Genomic DNA, 18,450 nt, shown 5'->3' with positions numbered 1-18,450 from the left:
CGGTGCGGGGCCCGGGAGACACGGGCCCCGCCCCTGCTCAGCAGCGCGTGCGGTCGACCGTCAACATGCCCTGCTCTGTGCGGAGTTCACGGTCGTAGCAGCGTCCGGGGCCGTGCACGCGATAGCGCTCCCCCGTCACGCCGACGGCGTGCCGCTGCTCACGCGGGGCGCTCGACGTGTACGTCGCGTCACCGGTGTACGTGTCGTCGCGCACGGTCCAGGCGCCGCCCGCGCTCGTCGCCTCGCGGTCACCGAGGGTGATCACGGTGCGCAGCCGGTCGTCGGCGCCGAGGGTCGTGGTGCCGTCCATGCGGTACGTGCGGTGGGTGCGGGTCGCGTGCCCGTCCACGCTGACGGTCTCACGGTCGGTCCACGTGGCGTCGAGCGCGTCGGCGTTCTCGCCGTCGGTCCAGCGGTGCACGGAGGTGGTGGCGAGCGTGCGGCTGACGGTGGTGGTGACGCGGCCGTGCGAGGTGTTCACGTAGCCGCTGACGGTGAGGCCGTGGCCGCCTTCGGTGTCGAGCCGGTGCTGAACGTCTCCCGAACCCGGCGTGTACGTCGAGGTGTTGGCGAGGTCGCCGGCCTTGTGCCCGGTGAGTGCGCCGGTGACGTGGGCGCGGCCGGCGTCCTGCCAGGCGAGGATGTTCACCGGCGTGCTCCAGCCGCTCTGCCCCTGCGGGACGCCGACGACGTCCACCTCGACGCGGTGCGGCCGGCCGTCGTTGAGCAGCCCCGCGAACGGCGTGAGGTCGTACTCGATCGGCTTGATGTCGAAGGCGCGCGGGCCCGGAATCACGTACCAGAGAAAGGGGTTGGACCAGCCGCCGGTCCACACGGTCGGGAACGGGGCGGCGATTCCCGCGAGGTGGCCGTCGACCGTGATCTGCACCTCGCGGTAGGGCCCGTCGTCCGCCTTGCAGGAGTACGGCGCGGCGTCGGGCACGGTCAGGTACCAGTACTCCTCGCAGCCGCCGCCCGAACCGGTGGCGTACACCTCGGCGACGATCCGCTCGCTGTTGCGGGGCGTGACGACGGTGTCGTCTGCGGCCCGGGTCAGCACCCGATCGGGCGTGCGGGCAGCGGGAGTCGACGCGCCGGCGGCGTAGAAGGTGAGGGTCGCCTTGACGTCGATGACGCCGGTGTAGGTCTCGTTCACGACGTTGCCGATGAGCATCTCGACGGGCTGCTCGGCGCGCAGGGTGGCGCTGTAGCGGGTGACGTCCTTCTCGACGTTCCAGGCGATGCCGTCCGGCGAGGGCTCCGGTGTCGACGTGCGCAGGACTTCGACGCCGCCGATGTGCAGATAGCCCAGGCGGTCGAACTGGCGGCCCTTCACCGTGCCTTCGAGCCGCAGCACGACCTTGCTCCAGCGGTCTCCGCAGCCCTTCGGCGGGGTGTAACTCCCCTTGTACGGCGTGAAGTCACGGAACTGCGCCTCGGCGAGGGTGACGTCGCACGCCTTGGTACGGGGCTTCTCGACCGGCGGGGCCGCGGTGACCGGATCGTGCCAGTCGGTACCGAACTCGCTTGTCACATCGGCCTGTTGGGCGCTCGCCGGTGATCCGGCGAGGAGCGAGCCCGCCGCGAGGATCACCCCGGCGAGCATGGACATGACGCGTCTTCTCATGGGCGGAGTTCTACGGTGTGACGGCCCGCGGCGCAATGGCGTCCCCTCTCGACCGACACCGGCCGGGCAAGTACGCTCCCGGCGCACCGGGGGAAGGCGGGGGGCCATGCGCGAGGAAGCCGAGCGGACGGACGGGGCGCCGCTCGCGCCCCTGGCCTGGCGGCCGCTCCTGTGCGGCGCCGTCGCATACGCGTTGACACTGACCCTGGTGTCGGCCCGATACGGCTACCACCGTGACGAGTTGTACTTCCGCACGGCCGCACACCACCTGTCCTGGGGATACGTGGATCAGCCGCCGCTCACTCCCCTGCTGGCCCGTGCCTCCACCGCCGTCTTCGGCGACAGCCTGGCCGGACTGCGCGTGTGCGCGACGCTCGCCGTCACCGCGGCCGTGATCGTGGTCGCCCTGGTGGCACGGGAGATGGGCGGCGGGCGCGGCACCCAACTCCTGGCGGCCGGGCTCACGGCGGTCGGCGGACAGGTCCTCGGTCTCGGGCACATGGTGAACACGGCGACGTTCGACCTGCTGGTGTGGGTGACGGTGAGCTGGCTCGTGCTGCGCGTGCTGCGCACCGGGGACGGTCGATGGTGGCTCGCGGTGGGCGCGGTCACGGGCATCGGCGTGCAGAACAAGTACCTGGTGGTGCTCCTCGTCGCCGTGCTGCTCCTGGCGATCGTCGCGGTGGGACCGCGCCGGGTGCTGTCCAGCGGGTGGTTCGTGACCGGGTGCGCGACGGCGCTCGCGCTGGCTGCGCCCAACGTGGTGTGGCAGGCCGCGCACGACTGGCCGCAGCTCACGGTGGCGCGCGGCATCAGCGCGGACGACGGCGCGGAGAACCGCGCGCTGTTCGTCCCGGAGCAACTCGTCTATCTCTCCCCGCTGTTCGTGCCGGTGTGGATCGCCGGCTGGCGCCGGTTGTGGCGCGCGGCGGACCTGCGGTGGGCGCGGGCGTTCGCGGTCGCGTACCCGGTGCTGTGCGTGATCGTGCTCGCCCTCGACGGCAAGGGCTACTACACGGTGCCGCTGCTGGTGGTGCTGCTCGCCGCCGGGTGCGAGCCGACCCTGCGCTGGGCCGGGGCCGGGAGCGCGCGGGTACGGCGCGGGCTGCTGGCGGGCGCCGTCGTCGTGTCCGCCGCCCTGAGCACCGTGATCGGCCTGCCGGTGCTGCCGCCCGAGAACCTCGCCGCACCGATGGCCGTCAACCCGGAGCAGGGCGAGCAGGTCGGCTGGCCCGAACTGGCCGACGCGGCGCGCGAGGGCTGGTCACACATCCCACCTCAACGGCGGGCCGGGGCCGTCGTGTTCACCGGGAACTACGGCGAGGCGGGCGCCCTGGACCGGTACGGCCCGGCGCGGGGCCTGCCCGCCCCGTACTCGGGCCACATGAGCTACGCCGACTGGGGCCCGCCGCCCGACACCGCGGACGGACCCGTCCTGCTCGTCCGCCAGGCGGACGCCTCCGGCATCGAGCGGTACTTCACCGGCTGCCGCACCGTCGCCCGCGTCGACAACGGTCACGACGTCGACAACGAGGAGCAGGGCACGGCGATCGTGCTGTGCGAGGGCCCGGCCCGCAGGTGGTCGGCCCTGTGGCCCTCACTGCGCCACGCGTACTGAACCGGTCGCGTCGGAGGGGGCCCTGCCCTCGCCGGACACCGGGTCTCAGGCCTTGAGGTCAGCCTTGTCCCCCATCACGACGACCGGGTGCAGCTTCGGGTCGAGCGTCTTGAGCAGGTACTCCATGTTCGCCTTCGACTGGCTCACGCACGCGGACGTCCCGCTGCCGTGGTCCATGTGCAGCCAGATGCTGCCGCCCTTGGACTGGCCCTCGGGGCGGGTCGGGTCGCTCGGCGAGGTGCCCTTGACCCGGTTGTAGTCGATGGCGACGACGTAGTCGAAGTCGTGCCAGTGCGACTTCGCCCAGTAGTGCGGCGCCTGGAACGCGGCGGACTGCGTGTACGGGAGCTTCGAGCCCGGGTCGGCGAGGACACCGCCGGCGTCGCTGAGCGTGAACACGCCGACCGGGCTGCGCTTGTCGCCCTCGTGGTGCTCGGTGGTCCAGCCCTTCTTGCCGTTGTGCCCGGACCAGCTGCGCTCCTTCTTCCAGGTGTCGCCGGTCCTGGTGAAGAGCGCGATCGTCGAGTCCGCCGAGTTCTTCCCGTCCCCGTAGACGGCGACGACCTGCCGCGCGCTCGCCGGGATCTGCTTCTGGTAGCGGTCTCCCACACCGGGGATGCGCTTGAGGTCGACGGCGCGTGCCTCGTCGTTCCGTGCGCCGTCCGCCGAACTGTGCGCGCCCGTGTCCTGTCCGCTGCCACCGTCGTCGGCGCCGCACGCCGCCACCGTCGTCAGAAGAAGACCACAGGCCGCCGCGGCGACCCCGACTCGTACCGCACCCGCATTACGCATGCGTTCCATGGTCGCACCACCTGTTGGGTGCCCTCGGGCGGGGCCCGGTGCCCTGCGTCGATCCGGGCCGAATCTTTGCTCCGCACCGGAAAACCGTTTGCCTCCGCTGCGCCTGGGACGCGAACCTTTCACGGTTTGCTCCGCCGAATCTCCCCATCCAGATCCCCCACTTCGGTTCCCCTTTTCGAGCCTTGGGACGTCATGCAGATCTCCGACCTTCCGTATCCCGACCCGGGCGTGCCCGACGCGCGCTCCGGCCCCCGGTTCCTGCTCTGGCTCGGCCGGAACCAGCTTCGTGGCCAGCTGAAGTCACTCGCCTGGGGCCTGCTCCACTTCGGCTCCGTCGCGGGCCTGCCGTACGGCGTCGGCTACGCCGTCCAGGCCGTCGTCGACGGCTCGGGCTCCGGCCTCGCGACGGCGGGCGGCGTCATCGTGCTGCTGGGCGTCGCGATCGCCCTCGGCGACACGATGCTGCACCGCTCGGCGGTCACGAACTGGATCACGGCCGCAGCCCGGGTCCAGCAGCTCCTGGCCCGCAAGGCCGCAGCCCTCGGCGCCGCCCTGACCCGGCGGGTCGCCGCGGGCGAGGTGGTGGCGGTGTCCACCGGTGACGTCGAGAAGATCGGCTGGTTCGTCGAGGCGCTGTCGCGCTTCGCCGCCGCCGCGCTCACCGTCGTCCTCGTCTGCGTCAGCCTCGTGATCTACCAGCCCGCCCTCGGCGTCGTCGTCGCGATCGGCATGCCGGTGCTCGCCCTCGCCGTCCTCCCGCTGCTGCCCCGCGCCACCCGGCGCGCGGACCAGCAGCGCGAGAAGGCGGGCCGGGCCACCGAGCTCGCCTCGGACACCGTCGCCGGGCTGCGGGTGCTGCGCGGCATCGGCGGTGAGGAACTCTTCCTCGACCGCTACCGCCGCGCCTCCCAGGAGGTCCGCAGGGCTGCCGTGCGCAGTGCGCGCATGTGGTCGCTGATCTCCGCGATCCAGGTCCTCCTTCCCGGCCTTCTGCTGATCGTGGTCGTCTGGTACGGCGTCCATCTCGCCCGCGAGGGCCGGATCACCGTCGGTGAACTGGTCACCGTCTACAGCGCGGTGATGATCCTCAACTACCCGCTGCGGCACTTCGAGGAGATCGCCATGGCGTACTCCTTCTCGCGTCCGTCGGCCCAGCGCGCGGCCAGGGTGCTTGCCCTGCGCCGGGTCACCGAGCCGGACGGCGGACTGCGGGACGCGCCCGCGCCGACCGGCGATCTGTACGACCCGGTGACCGGGATGCTCGCTCCCGCGGGCCGGTTCACCGCCGTGGTGTGCGGCGACCCGGACCTGGCGGGCCGCCTCGCCGACCGTCTCGGCGGGCACGCCGCCTCCGCCGGTGACGACGACGAATCGGTGCTGCCCTCCGTACTCCTCGGCGGGGTTCCGCTGGACGAACTGCCACTGGACGTGGCGCGGACCGCGGTGCTCGTCCAGGACAAGGACCCGGTGCTGCTCTCGGGCACGCTCGCCGAACTGCTCGACGTGCCGTCCGGCGGGTCAGTGCCGCCCGAGGAGGCGCTGGCCGCGGCGCAGTGCGCCGACGTCCTCGACGCGCTCACCCAGGCGTCGCTGGACGAGGACCCGATGAACGCCCGGATCACCGAGCGCGGCCGGTCCCTGTCCGGTGGCCAGCGCCAGCGTCTGGCGCTTGCGCGCTCCCTGGTCACCGACCCGGAGGCGCTGGTCCTCGACGAGCCGACGTCCGCCGTCGACTCGCACACCGAGGCGCGGATCGCCCAGGGCGTACGGGCCCTGCGCAGCGGCCGCACGACGGTGGTCCTCACCTCGTCGCCGCTGGTGCTCGACCGCGCCGACCGCGTGGTGTTCGTGCACGAGGGCGAGGTCGCCGCGGTCGGTGAGCACCGCGAGCTGGTGCGCACCGAGCCCCGGTACCGCGCGGTGGTCACGCGCGAGACAGACGAGGAGGCGGCCTCCCGGCCGGCCCTCGAGTCCGAGATCGAGATCGACATGGAGGAGACGGCATGATCGGCGTAGCGCCCCCGGCCTACGACCCGGCGGCCCCCACCACCGCACACACTCTGCCGATCGGCGCCCCGGCCACGGTCCGCGCCTACGTGGTCGAGCTGTACCGGCGCCACCGGCGCGCCTTCCTGCTGCTGATCGGCGTGAACACGGTCGCCGTCGTCGCGTCGATGGCCGGGCCCTACCTGCTCGGCGGCCTCGTGCAGGACGTCTCGGACGGCGCCGACGCCCTGCGCGACCTCCAACTGGGCCGCACCATCGGCCTGTTCGTGCTCGCCCTGGTGATCCAGGCGGTGTTCGTCCGGCAGGTGCGGCTGCGCGGGGCGATGCTCGGCGAACGGATGCTGGCGGATCTGCGCGAGGACTTCCTGGTGCGCTCCGTCGGTCTGCCGCCGGGCGTCCTGGAGCGGGCCGGCACGGGTGACCTGCTGTCCCGGATCACCACGGACATCGACCGGCTCGCGAACGCCATGCGCGAGGCCGTGCCCCAGCTGTCCATCGGGGTGGTGTGGGCGGGGCTGCTGATCGGCGGGCTCGCGGTGACGGCGCCGCCGCTGGCCCCCGCGATCCTCGTCGCGGTGCCGGTGCTCGTCGTCGGCTGCCGCTGGTACTTCAAGCGGGCCCCTTCGGCGTACCGCTCGGAGGCCGCCGGGTACGCGGCGGTCGCGGCTGCCCTCGCCGAGACCGTGGACGCGGGCCGGACCGTGGAGTCGCACCGCCTCGGCGACCGCCGTGTGGAGCTGTCGGAGCGGCGTGTCTTCGAGTGGACGCGGTGGGAGCGCTACACGTTGTACCTGCGCTCGGTGCTCTTCCCGGTGATCAACGCCGTGCACGTCCTCGTCCTGCTCTCCGTCCTGCTGGTCGGCGGCGTCTTCGTCCTCCAGGGCTGGATCGGGGTCGGCCAGCTGACCACGTCGGCCCTCATCGCGCAGATGCTCGTGGACCCGGTGGGCCTGATCCTGCGCTGGTACGACGAGTTGCAGGTCGCCCAGGTGTCCCTGGCCCGTCTGGTCGGGGTGCGGGACATCGAGCCGGACGCGGGCGACGCGTCGGTGCGGCCCGAGGGCCGTGACGTCCACGCGGACGAGGTGCACTTCGGCTACCGCGAGGGCGTCGACGTGCTGCGCAAGGTCTCCCTGGAGGTCGCGCCGGGCACCCGGCTCGCCCTGGTCGGTCCGTCCGGCGCGGGCAAGTCGACGCTGGGCCGGCTGCTCGCCGGGATCTACGCGCCGCGGACCGGGCAGGTCACGCTCGGCGGGGCGGAGCTCTCGCGGATGCAGGCCGAGCGGGTCCGCTCCCACGTGGCCCTCGTCAACCAGGAGCACCACGTCTTCGTGGGCTCCCTGCGCGACAACCTCCGCCTGGCGCGCTCCGGCGCCGAGGACGCCGAGCTGTGGGCGGCCCTCGGCGCGGTCGACGCCGACGGGTGGGCCGGCAGCCTGGACGACGGCCTCGACACGGAGGTCGGCTCGGGCGGGCTCGCGCTCACCCCGGCCCAGGCCCAGCAGATCGCACTGGCCCGGCTCGTCCTCGCCGATCCGCACACGCTGGTCCTGGACGAGGCGACCTCGCTGCTCGACCCGCGTGCGGCCCGGAACCTGGAACGCTCGCTGGCCCGGGTCCTCGACGGCCGCACGGTCGTGGCGATCGCCCACCGGCTGCACACCGCGCACGACGCGGACGTGATCGCCGTCGTGGAGGAGGGCCGCATCCGCGAGCTCGGCAGCCACGACGACCTGGTCGCGGCCGGCGGGGCGTACGCGGCGCTGTGGCGGTCCTGGCACGGATAGCCGCGCCAGGAGGGTGGGAGGCGCGGCCGGGCTCAGATGAAGTTGAGCGCGGCCGCGCACCCCACGCCGCCGAGCAGCATGAAGACGGGCATCAGCACCTTCAGCTCGATCCAGCTGCCGGCCCGGAACCGCATGGCCTTCGGCGGGCCGATCGGGTACCAGCGCTTGCGGCCGATCGGGATGGGCCAAAGCACCGGGCAGCCGGAGACGGTGAGCGCGTCGCCGATGTCGTGCACCAGGGCGCCGAGCACGATGGGCAGGCCCAGCCACAGGTACTCCTGGCCGGGGTCGGTGAAGAGCCAGTCCGCTCCGTTGCCCGGCTTGTCCAGGACGCCGGCGAGGATCCAGGCGCTGGTCGCCGCGAGCAGCCAGACCAGGATGTCGCTGCTCGACCCTCGGGCGGCCCGCCACAGCAGGCCCTCGATCGCGAGCACCATGTGGACGAAGAGGAGCGCAAGCACGGCCCAGCGGCCCCCGGTGATCGCCGCGGCCGAGGCTCCCGCCCCGATGAGGACCGCCCACAGCCACGTATGGGTGAGTGTGCGGTGACCGCCCGAGCGGCGCGGGTCGCCCTGCTTGCGGGTGGCCTTGTAGACGGCGTACGAGAGTTTGTCGACGATCTCGCACAGGCCCCGGGAGAGCGGTCCGAAGGCGCGCGAGATGGTCGCCGCCTTGTGGTCCAGATCGGGGGCGAGCGCCGCTCCGGCGCAGATCAGCGCTCCGACGAGGACGACGGGCCACGGCATCGGATGTCCTGCGGCGGCCGCGGCCGCGCCCACCCCCAGCCAGGCCGCCGCTCCTGACAGCGAGTGTGCCGGTCCCATCATGGCTGTGTTCCGCCCCTGCTTCTGTTGTGTCGTGCGTGGTGCCGACAGCGTGCGATGTGCCGACATGTCCCTTGGTGCGCTGCCGAGTTGGCCCCTGCGGGCCCCTCGCGGCCTGACGCCCCGTCGGCGACCCAGCGTAACCTTCGTGATCTTCGTACGGGCATCCGATTGCCGGATCGGGTGGGAAGACAGGCAAGATGGTGACGTGACCCTTATCGATCAGCTCCCGAAGACCGCCGACCCGGACGCCCTCTACGACGCCTTCGAGTCGTGGGTCGAGGAACGGGGTCTGACCCTCTATCCCCACCAGGAGGAGGCGCTGATCGAGGTGGTGTCGGGGGCGAACGTGATCGTCTCGACGCCCACGGGCTCCGGCAAGTCCATGATCGCGGCCGCCGCGCACTTCGCGGCGCTCGCGCGGGACGAGGTCACCTTCTACACCGCGCCCATCAAGGCGCTGGTCTCCGAGAAGTTCTTCGAGCTGTGCAAGATCTTCGGCACGGAGAACGTCGGCATGCTGACCGGCGACGCCTCCGTGAACTCGGACGCGCCCGTGATCTGCTGCACCGCCGAGGTGCTCGCCTCCATCGCGCTGCGCGACGGCGCCCAGGCCGACATCGGCCAGGTCGTCATGGACGAGTTCCACTTCTACGCGGAGGCGGACCGCGGCTGGGCCTGGCAGATCCCGATCCTCGAACTGCCGCAGGCGCAGTTCATCCTGATGTCGGCGACGCTCGGCGACGTCGCGATGTTCGAGAAGGACCTCACCCGGCGCACGGGGCGCCCCACGTCGGTGGTCCGCTCGGCGACCCGCCCCGTCCCGCTCTCCTACGAGTACCGGCTCACCCCGCTGACGGAGACCCTGACCGAGCTGCTCGACACGCGGCAGGCGCCCGTCTACATCGTGCACTTCACTCAGGCACAGGCCGTCGAGCGCGCGCAGGCGCTGATGAGCATCAACATGTGCACGCGCGAGGAGAAGGACAAGATCGCCGAGCTGATCGGCAACTTCCGCTTCACCACCAAGTTCGGCCGCAACCTGTCCCGTTACGTACGGCACGGCATCGGCGTGCACCACGCCGGCATGCTGCCGAAGTACCGTCGGCTCGTCGAGAAGCTGGCCCAGGCAGGTCTGCTGAAGGTGATCTGCGGTACGGACACGCTCGGCGTCGGCGTCAACGTGCCGATCCGCACTGTGCTGTTCACCGCTCTCACCAAGTACGACGGCACCCGTGTCCGTACGCTGCGCGCCCGCGAGTTCCACCAGATCGCGGGGCGCGCCGGCCGAGCGGGCTTCGACACCGCGGGCTTCGTGGTGGCGCAGGCGCCCGAGCACGTGATCGAGAACGAGAAGGCGCTGTCGAAGGCGGGCGACGACCCCAAGAAGCGCCGCAAGGTGGTCCGCAAGAAGGCGCCGGAAGGCTTCGTCGGGTGGACGGAGAGCACGTTCGAGAAGCTGATCGCCTCGGATCCCGAGCCGCTGACCTCGCGCTTCCGTGTCACCCACACCATGCTCCTGTCGGTCATCGCGCGCCCCGGCAACGCCTTCGACGCGATGCGGCACCTCCTCGAGGACAACCACGAGCCGCGCAAGCAGCAGCTGCGCCACATCCGCCGCGCCATCGCGATCTACCGCTCGCTGCTCGACGGCGGCATCGTCGAGAAACTGGACACCCCGGACCCGACGGGCCGCATCGTGCGGCTCACCGTCGACCTCCAGCAGGACTTCGCGCTGAACCAGCCGCTGTCGACGTTCGCCCTCGCCGCGTTCGACCTGCTGGACAAGGAGTCGCCGTCGTACGCGCTGGACATGGTCTCCGTCGTGGAGTCCACGCTGGACGACCCGCGGCAGATCCTGCACGCCCAGCAGAACAAGGCCCGTGGCGAGGCCGTCGCGCTGATGAAGGCGGACGGTGTCGAGTACGAGGAGCGCATGGAGCGCCTCCAGGACATCTCCTACGCGAAGCCGCTGGAGGAGCTGCTCTTCCACGCGTACGACACGTACCGGCAGAGCCACCCGTGGGTCGGCGACCACCCGCTGTCGCCCAAGTCCGTGATCCGTGACATGTACGAACGGGCCATGACCTTCACCGAGTTCGTCTCCTTCTACGAACTCGCGCGCACCGAGGGCATCGTCCTGCGCTACCTGGCGAGCGCGTACAAGACGCTCGACCACACCGTGCCCGACGACCTCAAGTCGGAGGACCTGGAGGATCTGATCGCCTGGCTCGGCGAGATGGTGCGCCAGGTCGACTCCAGCCTCCTGGACGAGTGGGAGCAGCTCGCCAACCCGGAGGAGATGACCGCCGAGGAGGCGCAGGAGAAGGCCGACCAGGTCAAGCCGGTCACCGCGAACGCCCGCGCCTTCCGCGTCCTCGTCCGCAACGCCATGTTCCGCCGCGTGGAACTGGCCGCCCTCGACCACGTCGACGAACTCGGCGAGCTGGACGGCGAGTCGGGCTGGGACGCCGATGCCTGGGGCGAGGCCATGGACGCGTACTGGGACGAGTACGAGGACCTCGGCACCGGACCGGACGCGCGCGGCCCGAAGCTGCTCATGATCGAGGAGGATCCGGAGCACGGCCTGTGGAAGGTGCGCCAGACCTTCGCCGATCCGAACGGCGACCACGACTGGGGCATCAGCGCCGAGGTCGACCTCGCGGCCTCCGACGCCGAGGGCCGAGCCGTCGTCCGGGTCACGGCCGTCGGTCAGTTGTAGATTCCGGGCCGGCCTGACGACCGCGTCCGGCCGTGTCCACGCACCGGCACCTTCCGGTCGCCCACACGAGAAAGATCCACGCATGACGAATCCTGCTGAGCGGCTCGTCGACCTGCTCGACCTGGAGCGGATCGAGGTCAACATCTTCCGCGGCCTCAGCCCGGACGAGTCCTTGCAGCGCGTCTTCGGCGGGCAGGTCGCGGGCCAGGCCCTGGTCGCGGCGGGCCGCACCACGGACGGCGACCGCCCCGTGCACTCGCTGCACGCGTACTTCCTGCGCCCGGGCCGCCCGGGCGTGCCCATCGTGTACCAGGTCGAACGGGTCCGCGACGGCCGCTCGTTCACCACACGCCGGGTCACCGCCGTGCAGCAGGGTCGCACGATCTTCAATCTCACCGCCTCCTTCCACAAGCCCGAAGAGGGGGCCTTCGAGCATCAGTTGCCGCCGGCCCGCGAGGTTCCGGACCCGGAGTCGCTGCCGACCATCGCCGAGGAGATCAAGGGCCATCTGGGCGCGCTGCCGGACGCGTTGGAGCGCATGGCGCGGCGTCAGCCCTTCGACATCCGCTATGTGGACCGGCTGCGCTGGACCCCGGAGGAGGTCGAGTCGGCCGAGCCGCGCAGCGCCGTGTGGATGCGCGCCGTGAGTCCGCTCGGTGACGATCCGCTCGTGCACACCTGCGCCCTCACGTACGCGAGCGACATGACGCTGCTCGACGCGGTGCGTCTGCCGGTCGAGCCGCTGTGGGGCCCGCGCGGCTTCGACATGGCCTCGCTCGACCACGCCATGTGGTTCCACCGTCCTTTCCGTGCCGATGAGTGGTTCCTCTACGACCAGGAGTCGCCGATCGCGACGGGGGGCCGGGGGCTCGCCCGTGGACGTATCTACGACATCGAGGGCCGCCTCCTGGTGTCGGTGGTGCAGGAGGGCCTGTTCCGCAAGCTCGAGGGGTGAGCGGCGCGGCGGTTCGGACGGTCAGGCGCGTCTGCCGAGCAGGCGGCCCCACAGGCCTCGCGCGGGTTCGGCGGTCCCCGCGGCCGGTTCGCTCTCCGGCTCTGGCTCGCGGTCGGGGCCGGCGTCGGGGGCGGTCTCCGGTGCGGGCGCTTCCGGTTCAGGTCGCGGCGCGGGGCGCAGCCGTCGCGCCTCGGCCAGGCACAGGAGCAGGTTCGCCCGCAACCAGCTGATCTCGGCCGGGTCCTCGGCGATCAGGATCCGCTCCACCGCGCGGGCGGTGGGTGAGTCGGGCGTGCCGTACCAGGACTCCTCGGGCCGCAGCCGGTGCAAGTAGCTGCGCTCATAAGGACTCTCGACCAGTTCGGCGATCTGGGTCGGGTCCAGGAGGGTGGTGATCGCGGCTGCCCGCTCCCACGGATCGCGGCTCAGACCGAGCAGGCAGCCGGCGTGGCGGGCGCGCCAGGTGCGCGGCCGCAGATCCTGCCCGGCGTCGAGCCGCGCCCGAACCTTGTCCGGCGCACGGCCTGTCAGGAGCGGGGCGTTGATCTCGGCCTCCGCGAACTCCCTCAGTTCCTGGGCGAGATAGAGCCAGACCAGGGAGCGGTAGCGGTTGAGATAGAACGTGACCGGAGTCAGCATCCCGGCGCGGGCGAGCCGGGTGAAGCGGGTCGTCGCGATGCCCATGAGCGCGGCGCCCTCCGCGGTGCCGACCACCCGCACCTGTTCACGCAGAGTGTCGGGGAAGCCCTCGGCCTCGCGGAGGCGCTCGATCTCCTCGCGTGGGACGCGGCGCCTGCCGCCGTCCTCGGCCGCGACGGTACGGACGCGGCCCAGTCGTACGGCGAGCTCGAACTCGCCGCGCTTGAGTCCCAGTTCACGGGCCGCGCCGCCCTGGGGCCTGGTCATGATGTCGCCTTGCACGATGGTTCTCCCCCGTCGGTCACTGACGTGCAGTCACTCTCCGTGACCACTCGGGAAAACCGTAGCCCGATTCACCTCCCCCCGTCCGAGCCTGTGGATAACTCTGCCCTGTCCGGAAAATCCGCAGGTCAGAACCTCAAGACCAGAGCGTCAGAGGTCGATGACAGGAGTGCGCTCGGGCTGGCGTGCGTCGACGCCGAGGTGTTCACCGACCCGGTTGACGAGCAGCGTCATCTCGTACGCGACCTGGCCGATGTCCGCCTCGGCCGAACTGAGGACGCACAGGCAGCTGCCGTCTCCGGCCGCGGTGACGAAGAGCACCGCCTCGTCGAACTCGACCATCGTCTGCCGCACGCCGCCGGCGCCGAAGTGCCGGCCCGACCCCTTGGCCAGGCTGTGCAGTCCGGAGGAGACGGCGGCCAGGTGCTCGGCGTCCTCGCGCCGCAGGCTCGTGCTCGCTCCGGTCACCAGACCGTCGTTGGACAGGACCAGAGCGTGCCGCACGTGCTCGACGCGCTGCGTCAGGTCGTCCAGCAGCCAGTCGAGTCCCCTGTTCTGCCCCATGATCCTTCATCCCCGCTTCCCTGTGGCTCCCCGCCCCGGAAGGGATCGCTCCCCTGCCCGGAGGATCTGACTCGCAAGCCTTCCCCACGCATGCCGTCCGGGCAAGCAGGATGGACCCATGGCACACAAGATGACCGATGAGGAATGGCGGGCGTTCGTCTCCGAGGGGACCCGCACCGCCAAGCTGTCCACCGTGCGGGCCGACGGGAGCCCGCACATCGCACCCGTCTGGTTCGTCCTCGACGGCGACGACATCGTGTTCAACACCGGTAAGGACACGGTCAAGGGCCGCAATCTCGCACGCGACGGACGCGTCGCGCTCTGCGTCGACGACGAGCGGCCGCCCTTCTCGTTCGTGACGATCCAGGGCCGCGCCGAGATCAGCGAGGACCCGGCCGAGTTGCTGGACTCGGCCACCCGGATCGGCGGCCGCTACATGGGGGCCGACCGCGCCGAGGAGTTCGGCCGGCGCAACGGCGTGCCGGGTGAACTCCTCGTCCGCGTACGGGTCGAGAAGGTCGTGGCGATGGGCGACCTGGCCGGCTGAGGCGGGCCGCCTCAGCCGACGGAGTCGAGCAGCCGGGCGGTGTGCATCCGCCCGGCGTACTCGACCAGCCTGATCAGTACCTCCTTCCCCGAGTCCTTGTCGCGGGCGTCGCACAGCACCACGGGGGTCCCGCGGTCGAGGTCGAGGGCCCGTGCCACATCGTTCGCTCCGTACGCCCTGGCGCCCGTGAAGCAGTTGACCGCCACGACGAACGGGATGCGCCGGTGCTCGAAGTAGTCCACGGCGGGGAAGCAGTCCTCGAGCCTTCGGGTGTCCGCGAGGACGACGGCACCGAGCGACCCCTGCGACAACTCGTCCCACAGGAACCAGAAACGGTCCTGGCCCGGTGTTCCGAACAAGTAGAGCGACAGACCCGACCTGATGGTGATGCGGCCGAAGTCCATGGCGACGGTCGTGGTCGTCTTGCGTTCCACGGCCGCCGTGTCGTCCACGGACTGGCCCAGTTCGCTGAGCTGTTCCTCGGTGCGCAGCGGCCTGATCTCGCTGACCGCGCCGACCAGGGTGGTCTTGCCCACCCCGAATCCGCCCGCGACCAGAATCTTCAGCGCCAGGGCGGAGGTGCCGCCGGCGGTGGCTTCAGAGTGCTCGGAGGCCATCGATGACTTCTCTCAGGATCTTCTCGTCCGGTAGCTGTGCGGGCGGCACCGGCCTGCTGACCTTGACGCAGCCCAGTTCCAACAGGTCGCCGAGGAGCACCCGGACCACGCCCACGGGCAGATCGGTGCCGGCGGCGAGTTCGGCGACCGTCTGGGTCTCGACGCGGCACAGTTCGATGATCGACCGGTGCTCGGGGCCGAGGGCGGTGTCGTCGTGGGCGGCGGGCGCGGCGGCGTCGAGGGACACGAGGGCGATCAGGTCGAAGCGCGCTCCCTGAGGGCCCGCCGTGGTGCGTCCGCCGGTCATCGCATAGGGGCGGACCAGCGGCCCCGCCTCGTTGTCGAACCACTGGCTGCCCTGGTCCTCGGGGCTGCCGCGCTTTTCGTCGCGTCTGTAGTCGCCTGCGTGGTCACCGGTTCGGAACGCATCGCTTTCGTAGGCGTGCGTCTCCCGGTACCGGTACGTTTCTGCGAACCTGTCGTCATTCATGGCGCCGGCCGTTCCGTCAGCCTGCCGTGGGTGGATGGCCGACGAACCTCGACGGCGTGTAGAGGTGCTCGCCGACCCTCTTCACCAGGCGGGCCATCTCGTACGCGACGAGCCCGATGTCGGCGGTGACGGTGCTCAGGACGGCGAGGCAGGAGCCGTCGCCCGCGGCGGCCACGAAGAGGAACCCGTCGTCCATCTCGACCATGGTCTGGCGGACCGCGCCGGTTCCGAAGTGCCGCCCGGTGCCCTTGGCGAGGCTGTTGAAGCCGGAGGCGACCGCGGCCAGGTGTTCGGCGTCCTCGCGGCCGAGGCCGCTGGACGCTCCGACAGCGAGGCCGTCGTTGGACAGGACGACGGCGTGCCGCAGTTCGGTCACGCGCAGCACCAGGTCGTCGAGAAGCCAGTCGAGTTCGCCGGAGCCGTGGGCCGTGCCCGTGGTCGGTTCCTTGATCATGTGCGATCTCCTTCAGTGCTGTCGCTGCCGGGCGGCCGTCCGCCGCCTCTGACCCAGCCGTCCCGGAAGGACGTCATACGGGCCCGGACCTGTTCGGGGGTGCGGTCGCCCGGATCCGGGACGCGCGCGGATGAGACCTGTTCGTCGGGGCGCTCCCGCAGCTGGGGAGCGAGGCTGGCCTGGCGTACGCGGCGCGGCAGCCCGTCGCCGGGGGGCTCCTCGTCGCTCTCCTCGGCCGGCGGCCTGCGCAGGCGCAGCGCGGTGACACCGGGCGGGTGCTGCTCCGACTCCTCGGGATCGGGGCCCCGGGAGGGGGCGAGAGCGGGGCGGGGTGTCGGTGCGGGGACGGGGTTGCCGTTCATGTGCGCTGCTTCGGGCTCGGGCACGCGCGCGTAGCGGCGCTCTTCTTCGGGCGGTCGGTGGCGCTCGTCGCTCGGTGCCGCCGGGGCGCTGTCCTTGTGCAGCAGGGCCTTGGGCAGCAGGACGACGGCGGTGGTGCCTCCGTAGGGCGACGTACGCAGATGCACCTTGATCTCGTGGCGGTTGGCGAGCCTGCTCACCACGAAGAGGCCGAGCCGGTCGCTGTCGAACAGGTCGAGTGCCTCGGAGTGGTCGATGCGGTTGTTCGCGTCGGCGAGGGTCTCCTTGCCCATGCCGAGGCCGCGGTCCTCGATCTCGATCGCGTATCCGTTGCCGACCGGTTCGCCGCTGATGCGCACCTTGGTGTGCGGCGGAGAGAACTGGGCGGCGTTCTCGACGAGTTCAGCGAGCAGGTGGGTGAGGTCGGCGACCGCGGTGCCCGTGACGTCGGCGTCCGTGAGCTGGCGTACCTCCACGCGCGCGTAGTCCTCGATCTCGGAGACCGCGGCCCGTACGACGTTCGTGAGCGGTACGGGCATCCGCCAGGCGCGGCCCGGCGCGGCGCCGGAGAGGATGATCAGGCTCTCCGCGTGGCGCCGCATGCGGGTGGTGAGGTGGTCGAGCCGGAAGAGGTCCCCCAGTTCGTTGGGGTCGTCGGCGCGGCGCTCCATGCTGTCCAGGAGGCCGAGTTGGCGGTGGACGAGCACCTGGCTGCGGCGGGCGAGGTTGACGAAGACCCCGGAGATGCCGCTGGCGAGCTCGGCGCGCTCCACAGCGGCCCGCAGGGCGGCCCGGTGGACCGTGGTGAGGGCCTCGGAGACCTGCCCCGTCTCGTCCTCCGCGGGAGGCCCCTGGGGGGCCTCGGCCTGGACGTCGATCTCCTCTCCGGCCCGCAACTTCCGCATGGCCTGCGGGAGTTTGCGGCGGGCGATCTCCAGCGCGGTGTTGCGCAGACTGACGAGCTCGACGACGAGGCCGCGGCCGATCCGCACGGAGATCACCAGCGAGGCGGCCACGGCGGCGAGGCCGAGCAGGACGGCCGCTCCCGCGGGCGTGAGCAGCCCGCGGCCGAACGGGTCGGCGCGGTCCGCGGCGCTGCGCGCCGCGTCCGTCTCGATGGTGCGCATCCCGTCCTGCACGGTCGCGTGCGCCGTGTCCCACGCCCCGGCGGATGCCGCGGCGAGGGCCTTGCGGCCCGGTGGTGCGATGAGCGTCCGGTCCTCGACGGCGCGCACGGTGGCGTACGCGCTCCCCTCCACGAGGTGGTTCCAGGCGGCTCGTTCGGGTCCGCGCAGGTCGGTGGCGGCCGTGTCGCCGAGGGTCCTGCGGGTGTCGACGGCGCCGGTGAACAGGCGCAGCCGTTCGTCGTCCAGGGTTCCGGCGAGATGAGCGCTGGACAGCAGCGCGTCCTCGCGGGAGAGCATCTCGGCGGAGCGCCCGAACTCCAGCAGGACGCGCGCGTCGGAGCCGAGTTCGGAGTCCTGGATGCCGGTCAGCGACCCGCTCACGGAGAAGGCGCTGCCGAGGGTCTTCGTGTACTGCCCGTAGGCGGTGTCCCAGCCCGCGCGGCGCTCCAGTACGGCCGTGCGCACGGTCCGCAGCCGCTCGGCGCTCGTGACGAAGCCGGTGAGCCGGCCCGCCACACCGCGCGGCAGGTCCGCGCCGTCCGCGACCGTGTTGTTCCTGCCGAGGCGCAGCCGCTCGACCGCGCGGTCGGTCACGGCGGCGAGGCCCTTGAGGTCGTCGCTCCGGTTCGGCGCTGGATCGGTCGCGTAGTCGACGGCCGCGATGCGCTCCGCCTGAAGAGCGGCGACGGCGGCGGCCACGGGCTCGCGCACCGCCTCGTCGACGCGCTGCACCTGCCGCAGCCGTGCGACGTCCTGAGCGGTGCTCACGGTGGCGTAGGCCCACAGGGCGAGCAGTGACACGACGGGCACCATGAGGAGCGAGACGATCTTCGCGCGGACGGTACGGGGGCGCAGGCCGCGGCGCCCTGCGCGCGCGGGCGGCGCGCCCGCGGCCGGGGCCGCGTCATCCATGGCGTCCTCGTCGGCGGGCGGCCCCGCGTGCGCGCGCCGTCCGCGGGCCGGGGACTCGGATATCTGCGGCGGGCCTGAGTGGGGAGTTCTGCGGGGCGGGCGCATGGCCTCCTCGAT

Annotated in this window: 15 protein-coding genes; 6 read left to right on the top strand and 9 right to left on the bottom strand. The window is 71.8% G+C overall.

Translation table 11 applies throughout. The annotated features are described in order from the left end of the window. Nucleotides 1-37: 37 nt before the first annotated feature. Nucleotides 38-1,627 carry a peptide-N4-asparagine amidase gene (locus AB0L37_RS17790; protein WP_365505583.1) on the bottom strand — a complete coding sequence of 530 codons (1,590 nt, stop codon included), beginning with the start codon at nucleotides 1,625-1,627 and terminating at the stop codon, nucleotides 38-40. Between the two features lie 106 nt (nucleotides 1,628-1,733). Between AB0L37_RS17790 and AB0L37_RS17785 the strand changes: the two genes are divergently transcribed. Next, nucleotides 1,734-3,245 carry a glycosyltransferase family 39 protein gene (locus AB0L37_RS17785; protein ID WP_365505580.1) on the top strand — a complete coding sequence of 504 codons (1,512 nt, stop codon included), beginning with the start codon at nucleotides 1,734-1,736 and terminating at the stop codon, nucleotides 3,243-3,245. Nucleotides 3,246-3,290: 45 nt separating this feature from the next. Here AB0L37_RS17785 and AB0L37_RS17780 read toward each other — a convergent pair whose 3' ends face one another. Next, nucleotides 3,291-4,046, bottom strand: a complete 756-nt coding sequence (locus AB0L37_RS17780; protein ID WP_365505577.1) for a L,D-transpeptidase family protein — start codon at nucleotides 4,044-4,046, stop codon at nucleotides 3,291-3,293. Nucleotides 4,047-4,238: 192 nt separating this feature from the next. Here AB0L37_RS17780 and AB0L37_RS17775 point away from each other — a divergent pair, with 192 nt between their 5' ends. Then, entirely contained in the window at nucleotides 4,239-6,053 is a 1,815-nt protein-coding gene (locus tag AB0L37_RS17775) for an ABC transporter ATP-binding protein (RefSeq protein ID WP_365505574.1), read from the top strand. After that, on the top strand, nucleotides 6,050-7,840 hold the full coding sequence (locus tag AB0L37_RS17770; RefSeq protein WP_365505571.1) for an ABC transporter ATP-binding protein: 1,791 nt from the start codon (nucleotides 6,050-6,052) through the stop codon (nucleotides 7,838-7,840). The genes AB0L37_RS17775 and AB0L37_RS17770 overlap by 4 nt, the downstream gene beginning before the upstream one ends. A 32-nt stretch (nucleotides 7,841-7,872) precedes the next feature. Here the strand turns inward: AB0L37_RS17770 and AB0L37_RS17765 are convergent, their stop codons facing one another. After that, nucleotides 7,873-8,667, bottom strand: a complete 795-nt coding sequence (locus tag AB0L37_RS17765; protein WP_365505568.1) for a metal-dependent hydrolase — start codon at nucleotides 8,665-8,667, stop codon at nucleotides 7,873-7,875. A gap of 205 nt (nucleotides 8,668-8,872) precedes the next feature. On the opposite strand from AB0L37_RS17765, the gene AB0L37_RS17760 reads away from it, so the two are divergent. Then, the gene (locus AB0L37_RS17760) at nucleotides 8,873-11,386 is read left to right on the top strand and encodes a DUF3516 domain-containing protein (protein WP_365505565.1); all 2,514 of its coding nucleotides are present in this window, start codon (nucleotides 8,873-8,875) and stop codon (nucleotides 11,384-11,386) included. An 82-nt stretch (nucleotides 11,387-11,468) separates the two neighbouring features. Beyond that, a complete protein-coding gene (locus AB0L37_RS17755; RefSeq protein ID WP_365505562.1) occupies nucleotides 11,469-12,341 on the top strand; it encodes an acyl-CoA thioesterase II in 873 nt (290 codons plus the stop codon). Nucleotides 12,342-12,362: 21 nt separating this feature from the next. Here AB0L37_RS17755 and AB0L37_RS17750 read toward each other — a convergent pair whose 3' ends face one another. Together AB0L37_RS17750 and AB0L37_RS17745 are read right to left on the bottom strand one after the other, a co-directional pair. Beyond that, nucleotides 12,363-13,247 (bottom strand): DUF6397 family protein, encoded by an 885-nt coding sequence (locus AB0L37_RS17750; protein ID WP_365505559.1) that lies wholly within the window; start codon nucleotides 13,245-13,247, stop codon nucleotides 12,363-12,365. 165 nt (nucleotides 13,248-13,412) lie between these two features. Continuing rightward, nucleotides 13,413-13,826: a roadblock/LC7 domain-containing protein gene (locus tag AB0L37_RS17745; protein ID WP_365505557.1), complete on the bottom strand. Its 414-nt coding sequence runs from the start codon at nucleotides 13,824-13,826 to the stop codon at nucleotides 13,413-13,415. Nucleotides 13,827-13,944: 118 nt separating this feature from the next. On the opposite strand from AB0L37_RS17745, the gene AB0L37_RS17740 reads away from it, so the two are divergent. After that, nucleotides 13,945-14,373: a PPOX class F420-dependent oxidoreductase gene (locus AB0L37_RS17740; protein WP_365505554.1), complete on the top strand. Its 429-nt coding sequence runs from the start codon at nucleotides 13,945-13,947 to the stop codon at nucleotides 14,371-14,373. Nucleotides 14,374-14,384: 11 nt separating this feature from the next. Here AB0L37_RS17740 and AB0L37_RS17735 read toward each other — a convergent pair whose 3' ends face one another. Genes AB0L37_RS17735 through AB0L37_RS17720 form a run of 4 tightly spaced genes read right to left on the bottom strand, consistent with a single transcriptional unit; the run spans nucleotide 14,385 to nucleotide 18,438 of the window. Further along, a complete protein-coding gene (locus AB0L37_RS17735; RefSeq protein WP_365505551.1) occupies nucleotides 14,385-14,990 on the bottom strand; it encodes an ATP/GTP-binding protein in 606 nt (201 codons plus the stop codon). Beyond that, entirely contained in the window at nucleotides 14,971-15,480 is a 510-nt protein-coding gene (locus tag AB0L37_RS17730; protein ID WP_365505549.1) for a DUF742 domain-containing protein, read from the bottom strand. The genes AB0L37_RS17735 and AB0L37_RS17730 overlap by 20 nt, the downstream gene beginning before the upstream one ends. A gap of 16 nt (nucleotides 15,481-15,496) precedes the next feature. After that, on the bottom strand, nucleotides 15,497-15,934 hold the full coding sequence (locus AB0L37_RS17725; RefSeq protein WP_365505546.1) for a roadblock/LC7 domain-containing protein: 438 nt from the start codon (nucleotides 15,932-15,934) through the stop codon (nucleotides 15,497-15,499). Then, nucleotides 15,931-18,438 (bottom strand): nitrate- and nitrite sensing domain-containing protein, encoded by a 2,508-nt coding sequence (locus AB0L37_RS17720; protein WP_365505545.1) that lies wholly within the window; start codon nucleotides 18,436-18,438, stop codon nucleotides 15,931-15,933. The genes AB0L37_RS17725 and AB0L37_RS17720 overlap by 4 nt, the downstream gene beginning before the upstream one ends. Nucleotides 18,439-18,450: the final 12 nt, after the last annotated feature.

The organism is Streptomyces sp. NPDC052225, from assembly GCF_040679615.1.
Classification (GTDB): Bacteria; Actinomycetota; Actinomycetes; order Streptomycetales; family Streptomycetaceae; genus Streptomyces.
The sequence above is the reverse complement of the archived record's forward strand: the minus strand, read 5'-3'. Positions and strand labels throughout refer to the sequence as shown.

What these genes read in the sequence shown, in the direction of transcription:
- AB0L37_RS17790 (WP_365505583.1), bottom strand. Translation starts at nt 1,627, where the DNA reads ATGAGAAGACGCGTCATGTCCATGCTCGCCGGGGTGATCCTCGCGGCG.
- AB0L37_RS17785 (WP_365505580.1), top strand. Translation starts at nt 1,734, where the DNA reads ATGCGCGAGGAAGCCGAGCGGACGGACGGGGCGCCGCTCGCGCCCCTG.
- AB0L37_RS17780 (WP_365505577.1), bottom strand. Translation starts at nt 4,046, where the DNA reads ATGGAACGCATGCGTAATGCGGGTGCGGTACGAGTCGGGGTCGCCGCG.
- AB0L37_RS17775 (WP_365505574.1), top strand. Translation starts at nt 4,239, where the DNA reads ATGCAGATCTCCGACCTTCCGTATCCCGACCCGGGCGTGCCCGACGCG.
- AB0L37_RS17770 (WP_365505571.1), top strand. Translation starts at nt 6,050, where the DNA reads ATGATCGGCGTAGCGCCCCCGGCCTACGACCCGGCGGCCCCCACCACC.
- AB0L37_RS17765 (WP_365505568.1), bottom strand. Translation starts at nt 8,667, where the DNA reads ATGATGGGACCGGCACACTCGCTGTCAGGAGCGGCGGCCTGGCTGGGG.
- AB0L37_RS17755 (WP_365505562.1), top strand. Translation starts at nt 11,469, where the DNA reads ATGACGAATCCTGCTGAGCGGCTCGTCGACCTGCTCGACCTGGAGCGG.
- AB0L37_RS17750 (WP_365505559.1), bottom strand. Translation starts at nt 13,247, where the DNA reads ATGACCAGGCCCCAGGGCGGCGCGGCCCGTGAACTGGGACTCAAGCGC.
- AB0L37_RS17745 (WP_365505557.1), bottom strand. Translation starts at nt 13,826, where the DNA reads ATGGGGCAGAACAGGGGACTCGACTGGCTGCTGGACGACCTGACGCAG.
- AB0L37_RS17740 (WP_365505554.1), top strand. Translation starts at nt 13,945, where the DNA reads ATGGCACACAAGATGACCGATGAGGAATGGCGGGCGTTCGTCTCCGAG.
- AB0L37_RS17735 (WP_365505551.1), bottom strand. Translation starts at nt 14,990, where the DNA reads ATGGCCTCCGAGCACTCTGAAGCCACCGCCGGCGGCACCTCCGCCCTG.
- AB0L37_RS17730 (WP_365505549.1), bottom strand. Translation starts at nt 15,480, where the DNA reads ATGAATGACGACAGGTTCGCAGAAACGTACCGGTACCGGGAGACGCAC.
- AB0L37_RS17725 (WP_365505546.1), bottom strand. Translation starts at nt 15,934, where the DNA reads ATGATCAAGGAACCGACCACGGGCACGGCCCACGGCTCCGGCGAACTC.
- AB0L37_RS17720 (WP_365505545.1), bottom strand. Translation starts at nt 18,438, where the DNA reads ATGCGCCCGCCCCGCAGAACTCCCCACTCAGGCCCGCCGCAGATATCC.